The sequence below is a fragment of the Ardenticatenales bacterium genome (assembly GCA_020634515.1).
Lineage (GTDB): Bacteria > Chloroflexota > Anaerolineae > Promineifilales > Promineifilaceae > JAGVTM01.
Map to the genome: position 1 here is coordinate 716857 of JACKBL010000003.1, position 11700 is coordinate 728556.

Sequence of the window (11700 nt, forward strand, 5' to 3'; positions counted from 1 at the left end):
GCTGACGGCGGCGCTCGTGCTAGAATACAAAAATCCGGGAGATTTTTGTATTCTTCTCCTTTATCTCACCATGAGGCGGCATTATGTTAATCAAAAAGCAGACAGGCATTGAAATCGCTTCTTCCCAAATCACGTCGGAATCACTCTATCTGTCCCGGCGGCAGTTTGTGAAAGGCGCGGCGGCGGTGGCGGCGGGGACGCTGTTGGCGGCTTGCCGCCCCGAACCTCCCACGACTACAACAACAACGGATGGTGGCTCAACCACCCCGATTGAGCCGGGCGCGGTCAGCGCCACCGCCGATGAGCTAGGGACGCCCCTCAATAGCTTTGAGGACATTACCCATTACAACAACTACTATGAGTTTACGGTGGACAAGCAGCGCGTGGCCGCGCTTTCCGCCGATTTCCCCACCTCTCCCTGGCAAGTGCAGGTGACGGGGCTGGCGAATAAGCCCGGCGTCTACGACGTTGATGATTTGCGCCGCCAGTTTGACCAGGAGGAGCGGGTCTACCGCCTGCGCTGCGTGGAGGCGTGGTCGATGGTGATTCCGTGGGTTGGTTTTCCCCTGGCGCAACTGCTGCAAGCGGCGGAGCCGATGACGGCGGCGAAGTATGTGCGCTTCCAGACGCTCTATGACCCGGACCTGATGCCCGGACAAGACTCTCGCTGGTATAACTGGCCCTATGTGGAGGGGCTGCGGATGGACGAGGCGATGCACCCGCTGACGCTGCTGGCGACGGGGCTGTATGGGCGGGACTTGTTGCCGCAGAATGGCGCGCCGCTGCGTCTGGTGGTTCCCTGGAAATATGGGTTTAAGAGTATCAAGGCGATTGTGAAGATCGAATTGACGGATGAAATGCCTACGTCTTTGTGGATGGCGGCGGCTCCCAGCGAGTATGGATTTTATGCAAATGTGAACCCGGATGTACCGCATCCGCGCTGGTCGCAGGCGACGGAGCGGTTGATCGGCGTGGGCCGCCGCGAGACACTGCCGTTTAATGGATACGCGGATCAGGTGGCCTCGCTGTACGAGGGCATGGACCTGCGGGTGAATTTCTAGTATTTTGTCACCTTCCTGGAAGGCGCAACTGAGGACACGCACAATGCGCAAGTTTTTTTCTCAATGGGACCGCAAGACGCAGGCTCGTTGGCTGCAACGACTGACACATGTGGGGGCGCTGCTGCCGCTGGCGGTGCTTTTTTACGACTATTGGTACTACCGCCTGGGGGCCGATCCGGTGCGGGCCGCTATCTTGCGTACGGGGAAGACGGCGCTCATTTTGCTGCTGCTCTCTCTGGCAATTACGCCGCTGACGTCGGTGGCCGGGTGGAAGCAGTTGCAGCCGCTGCGTCGTCCGCTGGGATTGTACGCCTTCCTTTACGTGTGCGTGCATTTGACTATTTTCGCGGCAATTGATTATGAGTTGAACCTGCGCCTGATCCTGGCGGGGATTGTGGATAATCCGTATGTGGTTGTCGGCTTTATTGCCTTCTTGCTCTTGATTCCGCTGGCGCTGACGTCTACGAAGGGTTCGATGCGGCGGTTGGGCAGGAACTGGAAGCGGCTGCATAAGTTAGTGTACCTGGTGGCGATATTGGCGCTGTGGCATTTCTTCTGGTTGGTGAAGGATTATGGGCAGCCGTTGGTTTTTGCCGGCATTCTCGCCCTCCTCTTCCTCCTCCGCTTCCAACCCATCCGCCAACCCCTGCTACGCTGGCGACGCGGCCGGCAAAACCGGCGCGCAGCCCCGCCCAGGAAACCATCCTCCGTGCGGGTAGAAACCGAATTGTAGGAAAATGCCGGCATTCTCCACACACCCCAGACATACAAAAACGGAGACAGGTGATTGCCTGTCTCCGTTTGCGTTAGGGGGGAGATGCCGGCATCAAACGGCAGGCATCACCGACATTTATGGCACAGGCACGCACTTCTGCGCCACGACGCCCGGCAGAGCCGGGTCATACACGAACGAGCAAATAGCCGTCACCGGCGGGTTGGCGGGGATGTAGTTCGTGTTGAACGTATTGGCGAAGCAGCCCGGAAGACCCGTGGTGACCACGTTCGCGAACGAGCCGGTGGCCAGATAGAAGCGCACCAGCCAGAACTTGGGCGTATTGCCCGTAGACACACTCAAGACCAGATTCGGGTTAAGCGTCACGTTTGTGCCGGGAGGCGGGCAAACCTGGCCGACCCAGAAAGAGAGCGCGAGCGTGCCACCGCTGGCGCGGCTGCCGTCCGCGTTCATGCCGGGGGCAGCGTCAAACCAGTTGCCCGTGCCGCCCAACGGCCCCACATAGCTGAAGGTGTCCAGGACGACCGCGCCATCGCCGAAGTTGTCAATCTTGGCGATGTTGGCATACCCCAGCGTGCCGATGTGGTCCCCCACGGGCGCGGGTGCGCCTTCGCAGACATAGGACTGATTCGGCAGCGTGCCGCCGTTGACGTTGGTGAAGTCAATGGTCACGATGGTTCCCACGCGGGTGGCGCGCATGTGGGCGGTGTTGAAGGGTTGCGTGAGCGCGAAGAAGCCGAGGCCAAAAGAGCCGGCACTACCGTTGTTGCCCAGGTAGCAAGCGGCATATTCAAAGCTGCCCGACGAGTTCTGCTGCTGTACCTTCAGGAAGGGGTGCGCCCCGTCCGGGTTAATGCCGTCGCCATTCAGGATGACGCCGGTGTACTGTAGGCTTGTGCCCATTGCCTGTACGTCACCTTCGGCTACGTCGCCGGCGGTGATGCCGGCATATGCCAGATCAGCAGGTGTCTGTACATACATAGTTGGCGCGGCGGAAACCGTCGCATCGACCGGCTTGTCCGCGGCAAACGCGGCGGTCAACGCCACAAGGACCAGCGCCAGAACGATCACGGTAGAAGCAAAGACCTTCTTATTCATTCCAAATCTCCTGTAACAGACCGATTCGAGGACTGAAAACGAGAACTGTCCTGAAATGCAGAGTCAGAGCGTAGGACGACAATATAATTGGGAGAAGGCGATGATGTTGACGGGGGAGAAGGGATGGAAGGAAAGGCGGCTCAGGGGAAAGCCTTGACCACGGAAAGAGGACTGCCGTGGTCAGTCAGACTCACGCCCGCGAAATACCATTCTGGACTTGAACGCATCAGCGAGGGCAGGACTTGAGTACTAACGATAACATCATAGGACAGAATAACCACCTTGTCAATAGTCCCGACAGGTGACGACTAGCGCTCTCTGGAGATTAGACCAATTATGGCGATTTTGTAAGGTCAAGCCCATTCTATTTTTCGGGAACAAGCCATGTCAGGCCCCACTCTTGACAGGCCAGGACGTTTTTTCCAGGAAATTCGCACCAAAAGCAATTCATACTTGGGATTACTGACAGTCTGCGCGGCACGCAAAATGGGTTTGACACATCAGAACGTTTGTGCTATTCTCGGCGGCCAATCAGAACGATTGTTCTACCCCCTCCATCGTGGCGCTGGCAAAGCGACGATGCCGGCGCCACTCTTTTCTTCCAACTTGATCAGACTGCACCCAGGAGGTCCGCCAAAATGAGGAACAGCATGACTTTCAGCAACCCCCTTGCCGGCATGCCCATGATGCGCAAACAGGTTGTGATTGCCGGCATAATGGCTATCGCCCTGCTTGCCTTTGAAATGTTCAACTTCGACACCACCCAATACGCCCTCGCCAATCTGTTGGGCGACGTGGCCTTTTTTGGCCTGCGCTGGGCCACCATTCTGGCAGTCGCCTTTTGCGCCATCGACTTTGCCGGCCTGGTCCGCTTCTTCACCCCAGAAAAAGGGCGCGACGAGCCGAAAGAAGTCTGGTATCTGATGGGCGCGTGGCTTCTGGGAGCCACCATGAACGCCCTCATGACCTGGTGGGCCATCTCCCTCACGCTACTCAACCACCAGTTTGGCAATGAAGTTCTCAGCCGCGAGCAACTCCTGCAAATCGTCCCCATTTTCGTGGCCGTACTCGTCTGGTTGACGCGCATCCTCTTCATCGGCGGCATCACGCTGGCGGGTGAGCATCTGCTGGACGATGCCCGCGACACAACGCTGCGCGCGGTAGATGATAGGAAGCCAATGCCGGCATCCAGGCGCACCCCATCCGCATCCAAACCAACCCCTCCCGCCGCGCGCGCAGAAGTGCAACCCGCGCCCCGCGCCGTTCGTCCCCATCGTGGCGAGCCGCTCCCCTTTGCCAAACCCACCCCCGTTTCGCAGCCAACCGCCGCTTCCGGCGCGGCAGCCGACGAAATGTTCCAGCCCGATCCATTCCCCGACCCGGCGCCACAAGCCGCGCCCACACCGCCCGCCGCCCCCGCCACACGGCAACCACAACCGTCACGCCGCTCCTCCGGCAATCGTCCCCGCCAGCGTCCCCCTATGCCCCCCCTCGGACAACGGCTGCCGATCAAAGCGCGTGGCAACAATGACACCTGATCTTTCGCTTGCCAATTACTGATAGCCGTTTACAATTGCGGACGACCTGAGGTAAATCGAAGTGGCATACATAGAAGACCCCCTGAGCATCACTCTCGTCAATACACCATTCACCAGCGTGGCCGCGCCGGAAGAAGACGTCTACGTGGAGGTATCGCAGGAAGCCACGTATCGCCCGGATCCGGTTCATCGGCGCATGGCGATGATCCTGGTATTTGTGTTGGGACTGGCGGCGCTGTTTGTTACCTACCGCCCCACGGTGCAAGGTCAGGACACGTCCGCGCCGGTTGCGGTGGCCGAAGCGGCGGAGGCCGCCCCCGCCGCCGCGCCGCTGCCCACCAGCGGCATTTCCCCGGTCTTCACGGCGGAGGTGCAGCACTGGGGGCCGCAAATCACGGCCTGGGCCGCGGAATACGGCGTAGACGCGAATATGGCGGCCACGATCATGCAGATTGAGTCGTGCGGCGACCCGCTGGCGGTGTCCGGCGCGGGGGCGCAGGGGTTGTTCCAGGTAATGCCCTTCCATTTCGCGGCGGGCGAAGACATGCTCGACCCGGATACCAATGCGCGCCGCGGACTCTCCTATTTTGTGGAACGCCTGCAACAGACGAGCGGCGACGTGGGGCGGGCATTCGCCGGCTACAACGGCGGGCAGTACGCCGCCTCGACCACCTGGGACAATTGGGCGGCGGAGACGCAGCGGTACTATGTGTGGAGCACGGGCATTTATGGTGAACTGTCCAGCGGCGGCAGTGAGACGTTGCAGCGGTGGCTGAATGCGGGGGGGGCGAGTTTATGCCGGCAGGCGGCCCAACGCCTCGGCCTCTCCACGCCCTGATACACAGCCTGACCTCTCTGGGAACGAAGCGCCATCCGCCTCGCGGTGGCGCTTTTTTGTTTGACGCCCCCTTGCTGCTTGCTTATACTTGACATCAGGTCAATGGCAGAACGCATCAAGCAAGAAGTCTGACTTCAGGAGAAGAAACATGTCCGTAACCCTCACTTTTCATGGTCATTCAGTGCTATCGCTAGATGTCGATGGCACGAAACTTGTGGTAGATCCTTTCTTCAGCGGAAACCCCCTGGCAAAAACCAAAGCCAATCAGGTTCATCCCGACTATATTTTGCTTACGCACGGGCATGGCGACCACGTAGGCGATACGATGTCCATTGCCAGGCGCACCGACGCGACCGTCATCGCCAATTTCGAGATTGCCAGTTGGGTTGCCGGGCAAGGGCACGAGAAAACGCACGGCCAGCACATTGGCGGCGGCTGGAAACATCCGTTTGGGCATGTGAAAATGACCCCCGCGTTGCATGGCTCCATGCTGCCCGACGGCAGCAACGGGGGCATGCCCGGTGGGTTCCTGCTCACCGTAAGCGGCAAGAAGATTTACATTTCTGGCGACACGGCACTTTTTTCCGACATGGCGCTGATCGGGCGTGCAGGCATCGATCTGGCCGTCATCTGTATTGGCGACAACTTCACCATGGGGCCGGATGACGCGATTCTGGCGTTGGATTATTTGAAGCCCAGGGTGGTCGTGCCTTGCCACTACAACACGTGGCCGCTGATTGCCGTGGATGCATCGGCATGGGCCGCGCGCGTGGCCGCCGAGACAGAGAGCCAGCCGTTGGTGCTGGGGGTGGATGAGAGCTACACGTTGTAGGAGGACTTAACCCTTTGGGCAGCCCGGATGGGTTCTGGCGCTGTCCTATCATTCGTTAGAAGGAACCAATGTAATGAAACGAACAATACGATGGATGACGCTTTTTGTGCTGCTGTTGAGCCTGATGGCGCTGGCGTGTGGCCTGGGTGGTGGTGAAGAACCGGCGGCTACGCTGGCACCAGCCGCGACTGAACCGGCAGCGGAAGAGCCAACGAAAGAGGAAATGCCGGCAGCAACCCAACCCGCGACAGCCACCGAAGCACCCGCCGCCGCCCCCACGGAGGCCCCGGCAGCCGAGGCCGGCGCGGCCATGTTGGATACCGCTGCTTTGGCAAATGCCGGCAGTATGCTCGAACAACACAACAGCTACCACGCCGTCATTACCATGAACTTCGAAGGCACGGCGGACGACGGCACACCTGTCAACACCGTCATGAACATGGACATGGTCAACGTCATTAACCCGCCCGCCAGCCGCTTTGCTATTAACCTCAGCGGCGTCGGGGAGGAAGTGGACAGCCAGGTGATCGAAGTCACCACAATTGGCGACACCGTGTATACCTCCATGACGGGTCTCGGCTGCTTCTCCGGCAGCGCGGCGGACATGGGTGGATTCACGGACTCCTTTGACTCGATGATTTCCCCGGAGCAAGACCTCGTAAGTGACCTGGAAAAAGCGCGCTATGTTGGCGAGGAAACGCACAATGGGTTTGTTTCCGACTGCTATGCGTTCGACCAGAATGATATGCCGGCAGGCTTCGAGGACGCGGAGACGTTGGATGGCCTGGTGTGTCTCTCCAAAGAGTACGGGTTTATCTCGCACATCACGTTGAACGCCACCGGTGTCAGTGACCAGTTCTCCGGCGGGGCTGCGACGACAAAGGGCAACATGACGTTGACGTACGAAATCACGGAACTGGATGAAGTGGCGGAACTGACGATTCCGGCGGACTGCCAGATAGATGCGGCTGATTCGCAGTGGCCGATCCTGGAGGATGCCACGAATGTGAGTACGTTCCAGGGCATCACGATCTACAGCACGATGACGCCGTTTGCCGATGTGGTATCGTTCTATCAGGACGAGATGGCCGCCGCGGGCTACCAGCCCAGTGGCGACCCCGCAATTCTAGGCGAGACGTCGGCTATCCTCGATTTCACGAGCGATGCCGGCAGCGTCAGCGTGACCATCACCTCCATCGATGACAGCGGCAGCCTGCAAGTGTTGATTTCACCATCCGAGTAAATCAATACCCGGCGCTCGCATAAAAAAAGCCCAACGGCGCATACCGTTGGGCTTTTTTGTTGTCGGTTGATCGCTGGGTGTGGTTCGCCGTTTTGTGGGACGAAGACCTCTAGCCGTTTGGCCCCACGATGATTTCCGGCGAGAAGAGACTGATGCGCCCGGCGCCGTCCAGCGCCGCCAGGCTGACGCCGTAGGTGAGGGTGGGATCGAGGCCGGTGAGGGCGACGTTGCCGGCATCTACGCTGTTCACCAGATGGAAATCCCCATAACCGGGCGCGTCCAGCGGGCGAAAAGAGATGGCGTACCCGGCCACGAGGGGGTCCGGCGTCCAGGTGAGAATGTAGGCTCCGGCGTCCGCCATGCGCGCCAGCACGGGGGGCGCGGGGCGGGCGGGCGCGCCGGCCAGGTTAGCGGCCACGGCCAGATTAAGTTGGGCGACCTGGCGCAAATAGGTGTAATCCAGGCGGTCGGGGGTGTCGGCGCTGGTGTGCTGCACGGTGGGGTCTTCCACGGATTCGGTGAGGCGCACGGCGGGAATGCCGGCACGCACAAATTCCCGATGATCGCTCCAACGCCCTTCCCGGTCCAGCGTGTATTGGATGTCCAGGCTAAATGCCGGCACATACAACGCGGAAACGGTGCTCATGTAACGGGCAAGCTGGCCGGTTTCGGAGAGGGGATCGCCGGTGGCGAAGACGCGGATGGCCTGGGGGATGCCCGGTCTGCCGCCGACGATGTCGTTGTTAATGCCGGCATCAATACGCATCCCATCCAACATCTGCTGCGTCACAAAATGATTACTCCCGTGCGTCCCCTGCTCCTCCGCCGCAAACGCCACAAACACCACCGTCTGGTTCCAGGGGCGGCTGCTCATCAGGCGGGCCACTTCCAGTAGCGCCGCCACACCGCTGGCGTTGTCGTTCGCCCCCGGGGCCAGGCTGCCGCCATCCGCCACATCCACCGTGCGTGAATCGTAGTGCGCCATGAAGACGTATGTGCCGCCGTTGGCCGCCGTCCCCGGCAGCACGGCCACCACGTTCCGCTGCTCCGACACCAACCCCTGGTACGGTAGGCGGAAATCGTCGTAGCGCACTTGCAGCCGCCCCGCGCCCACGCGCACCAGCTCGTCGTGAATCCAGCGCCGCGCCGCGCCAATGCCGAAGTCGCCCGCCTGCGTCTCGCTCAAGCTCTGGCGCGTGCCAAAGTTCGCCAACGTTTGCACGATGGCCACGAGGTTCTCCGCGGACACCTCGTTGATGAGTTCCGTGATGAGGGGGTCGGCGGCGGGGGCAACTGTGCCCACGGGGTCGGTGACGAGGTTGGGGATTTCGCCCAGGACGAGGGGGACGGTGGCCGGGGGCGTGGGGATGACGGGGCGCTGCGGCGGGCTGATGAGGGAACAGGATAATGCCGGCAGCGCCAACAACAGCAGCCACCAGAAATCGCGGCGGTTTCGCGGCATAAACGTCATCCAGATGGTCGTCACAAAACCTTCCCGGAAGCTGTCTGAGCTTCCGGGAAGGTGGTCAAAACTTCTGCTAATCCGCCTGTTTCGTCTGCGGCGACAGAATCGCCGAGAGCAGGTCAATCGGCACGGGGAAGATCGTCGTCGTATTCTGCTCCACGCCAATTTCCAGTAGCGTTTGCAAATACCGCAGCGTCATGGCCCCCGGCTCCGTGGCCATGATGCGCGCCGCCTCCGCCAACTGCTCCGACGCTTGCAGTTCACCCGTAGCGTGAATCAACTTCGCCCGCCTTTCCCGCTCCGCTTCCGCTTCGCGCGCCATCGCCCGCACCATGGTCGTGTTCAGTTCCACGTCCTTCACTTCCACAATGGACACTTTCACCCCCCACGGCTCCGTGGCCTCGTCAATGATGTGCTGCAAGCGGTCGTTCACCGCCTCCCGGTCTTGCAGCAGTTGGTCCAGCGTGGACTGGCCGATCACGTTCCGCAGCGTCGTTTGCGCAATCTGCCACGTGGCCCGGTTGTAATCCTCAATCTGAATCACCGCCGCTACCGGATCCACGACGCGGTAATAGACGACCGCGTTCACCTTCACCGTCACGTTATCGCGGCTGATCGCTTCCTGCGAGGGCACATCCAGCGTCACCGTGCGCAGATCCACGCGCACCATCGTCTCAATAAACGGCAGCACCAGGATAATGCCCGGTCCGCGCGCCGCCTGAATACGGCCAAACCGAAACACGACTCCCCGCTCATACTCCTTCACAATTTTGATCGCCGAAAACAAAATCAGGGCAACCAGCGCCAGTAAGCCACAAAGGGCCGTGGTCAAAAACTCAGGCATTTTCGCTCTCCTTTACATAACACAATCGTTACAAGCGGCCATCAAAGGGCAACAAGTGGACGTTCAAACTCAGACCTCGCCAAATCATGCCAACGTTCTGCCGGCAGCAAACGCCAATACCTGCCGGATATCTTCCTCTTCCAATTCGGGGTATTCTCGCCGCAGTTCCGCGCGATCAGGATAAACCGCCAACGCTTCCAGAACGCGGCGCACCGTCAAACGCAAGTCACGAATGCAAGGCTGTCCATTCATTCGCTGTGGATTGATGGTAATTCGCCCAAACGTCGTCATGTTGTACCCTATTCGGTAATTACGTAGCCCGCTGTCTGAGCCTGTCGCAGGCAAGATGGCTTCGACAAGCTCAGCCCACGAGAGGGTTAGCCGTTACCCTGTTCGTTCATCCGCGGCGGGTTTCTTTTCGCCAACCATTTCTGGAAGGAAACTGGACTTTCCCGCGAACGTTTCCCCAGTAACAAACCCGCCACGCCCACGTCCTCATCGAGATCCGGCCAATGGAGTCCATAACCGGCGCCACTAACCTGAAAATTCTCCCGTTCTACCCTGCTCGAGTCTGGCGAAATCCACATATGGTGATCGGAGTCGAGGCTTTAGCCGGGTCAACCACCATATGTGGACCGGCTGAAGCCTCCACGCCAAAAACGCCAGAGTCCAGTACCCTGGTTCCGTGCGCCAGGCGCGGAAACCAGCCAAGGGGAACGGAAATGGACCGGCCATCCTCCAGGTCCACCGTCAGCGTGTTGTCCGTGACCATGACCTTAACAACTCGCGGCGGCGGCGCTATCAGGGTTAGGGAAGTTCCAGGCATTGACATCACAACCGACAATCATCAGCAAAGCTTAAGGGTCATGCCATAATTATACCAGTTTATCCCCGCTTGCAGTATTTGATGCCCGACCCGCCCGGTTTCTGGTATCATTTCCACAGCAATACGACACTGGAGTATGCTCCATAACACCATTCCCGAAATATGTTCAAGCGATTGATTCTCTTACTGCTGGAATTTGGCGCGGGGCTGGCGGGAAACCTGCTGGCGGCGGCGATACAGCAAGATGCGTGGGACAACCTGTTTACGCCGACGCGGCTGGCGGCCACCGTAGGCGGGGCGGCAATAGGGCTACTGCTGCTGGCGTTGCTGGAGAGCGAGCGCAGCCTGGCCTGGAACTGGCGCTGGCATCGCTACTGGTACTTGCGCGGGCTGGCGCGAAACCCGGACCTGCACCGCTGGCAGGTGGACTTCGCTCGCCTGAAACTGGTCAGCGGCCGCCAGGCCGTGGTGACAGCGGAGTTATTGGCTGATGGGGAACGCCGGGACATGGTGATGCTGCTGCAAGAGTTTGTTTTGCGGCGCCAGGCGGAAAGTCGCGCGGTGTTGGTATTGGGGGAGCCGGGCGCGGGCAAGACCACGGGGCTGGAGCGGCTGACGTGGGAATTGGCGCGGCAAGGGGCGCGCCGCCTCGGCTGGAACTGGCCTGTTCCCGTGCTGCTGCCTCTGGGGCGTTATCAAGAAGGAAGTCTCACCGATTTCGCCGCGCAGCAAATGCGCACCGCCGTGGGTGGGCGCAGCGGCAAGGTCTTGAGCCAGGGTTTGGAGACATTGTTGGAGGCGGGGCGCATCGTTTTGTTGTGCGATGCTTTGGACGAAGCGTTGGGCGCGCGGCGTGACCTGGTGCTGGCGGAAATAGACCGCCTGTTGCGCAGCCAGGCGTACGCGGCGGTGCGGTTGGCGCTGACGGCGCGCACGCGGGAGGAGCCGGGGAGCAAGCTGCGCGACCTGCCTGTTTTCACCATCCAGGATTTGAGCGACGAGGCGGTGGCCGTTTTCGTGCGTGTCTATCGCCAGGAAGGGCACGACGAAGCGGACGTGCTGGCGCGTCTGCGGAAGTTTGGCTTGCTGGAGCCAGGCGGCCTGGGGCGAAATCCCTTCTGGCTGAAACTGGTGGTGCAGAGCGGCGCTTTCCAGGGGCGCAAAGGGCAGATTTTGCGCCAGGCCGTGGCGGACCTGCTGGCGCGGGAGTGGCAAAAGCCGG

Annotated in this window: 12 protein-coding genes and 1 pseudogene; 7 read left to right on the plus strand and 6 right to left on the minus strand. The window is 60.4% G+C overall.

Translation table 11 applies throughout. From position 1 onward, the window contains the following. The first annotated feature begins 83 nt into the window (after nt 1–83). Both msrP and H6650_11695 read left to right on the plus strand, forming a co-directional pair. Nucleotides 84–1061 carry a protein-methionine-sulfoxide reductase catalytic subunit MsrP gene (gene msrP, locus H6650_11690; protein MCB8952667.1) on the plus strand — a complete coding sequence of 326 codons (978 nt, stop codon included), beginning with the start codon at nt 84–86 and terminating at the stop codon, nt 1059–1061. Nucleotides 1062–1104: 43 nt separating this feature from the next. Then, the gene (locus tag H6650_11695) at nt 1105–1794 is read left to right on the plus strand and encodes a sulfoxide reductase heme-binding subunit YedZ (GenBank protein ID MCB8952668.1); all 690 of its coding nucleotides are present in this window, start codon (nt 1105–1107) and stop codon (nt 1792–1794) included. Between the two features lie 117 nt (nt 1795–1911). Here the strand turns inward: H6650_11695 and H6650_11700 are convergent, their stop codons facing one another. Next, nucleotides 1912–2892, minus strand: coding sequence for a hypothetical protein (locus H6650_11700; GenBank protein MCB8952669.1), 981 nt, complete (start codon nt 2890–2892; stop codon nt 1912–1914). 650 nt (nt 2893–3542) lie between these two features. Here H6650_11700 and H6650_11705 point away from each other — a divergent pair. From H6650_11705 to H6650_11720, 4 genes and pseudogenes are all read left to right on the plus strand, one after another. Beyond that, nucleotides 3543–4430: a hypothetical protein gene (locus H6650_11705; protein MCB8952670.1), complete on the plus strand. Its 888-nt coding sequence runs from the start codon at nt 3543–3545 to the stop codon at nt 4428–4430. 61 nt (nt 4431–4491) lie between these two features. Continuing rightward, nucleotides 4492–5268: a transglycosylase SLT domain-containing protein gene (locus tag H6650_11710; protein ID MCB8952671.1), complete on the plus strand. Its 777-nt coding sequence runs from the start codon at nt 4492–4494 to the stop codon at nt 5266–5268. A 148-nt stretch (nt 5269–5416) separates the two neighbouring features. Then, nucleotides 5417–6100, plus strand: a complete 684-nt coding sequence (locus tag H6650_11715; protein MCB8952672.1) for a metal-dependent hydrolase — start codon at nt 5417–5419, stop codon at nt 6098–6100. Between the two features lie 94 nt (nt 6101–6194). Next, nucleotides 6195–6410: pseudogene (locus tag H6650_11720) on the plus strand (hypothetical protein). A gap of 1042 nt (nt 6411–7452) precedes the next feature. On the opposite strand, the gene H6650_11725 reads toward H6650_11720, so the two are convergent. From H6650_11725 to H6650_11745, 5 genes are all read right to left on the minus strand, one after another. Further along, entirely contained in the window at nt 7453–8829 is a 1377-nt protein-coding gene (locus H6650_11725; protein MCB8952673.1) for a M20/M25/M40 family metallo-hydrolase, read from the minus strand. 52 nt (nt 8830–8881) lie between these two features. Next, nucleotides 8882–9652, minus strand: a complete 771-nt coding sequence (locus H6650_11730) for a slipin family protein (GenBank protein MCB8952674.1) — start codon at nt 9650–9652, stop codon at nt 8882–8884. Between the two features lie 84 nt (nt 9653–9736). Next, nucleotides 9737–9943, minus strand: coding sequence for a DUF433 domain-containing protein (locus H6650_11735; protein ID MCB8952675.1), 207 nt, complete (start codon nt 9941–9943; stop codon nt 9737–9739). Nucleotides 9944–10029: 86 nt separating this feature from the next. Then, a complete protein-coding gene (locus H6650_11740) occupies nt 10030–10239 on the minus strand; it encodes a DUF2442 domain-containing protein (protein ID MCB8952676.1) in 210 nt (69 codons plus the stop codon). Further along, the gene (locus tag H6650_11745) at nt 10209–10478 is read right to left on the minus strand and encodes a DUF2442 domain-containing protein (GenBank protein ID MCB8952677.1); all 270 of its coding nucleotides are present in this window, start codon (nt 10476–10478) and stop codon (nt 10209–10211) included. Before H6650_11745 ends, H6650_11740 begins: the two co-directional genes overlap by 31 nt. 162 nt (nt 10479–10640) lie before the next feature. Between H6650_11745 and H6650_11750 the strand changes: the two genes are divergently transcribed. Beyond that, a partial coding sequence (locus tag H6650_11750; protein ID MCB8952678.1) for an NACHT domain-containing protein occupies nt 10641–11700 on the plus strand: 1060 nt, incomplete at its 3' end.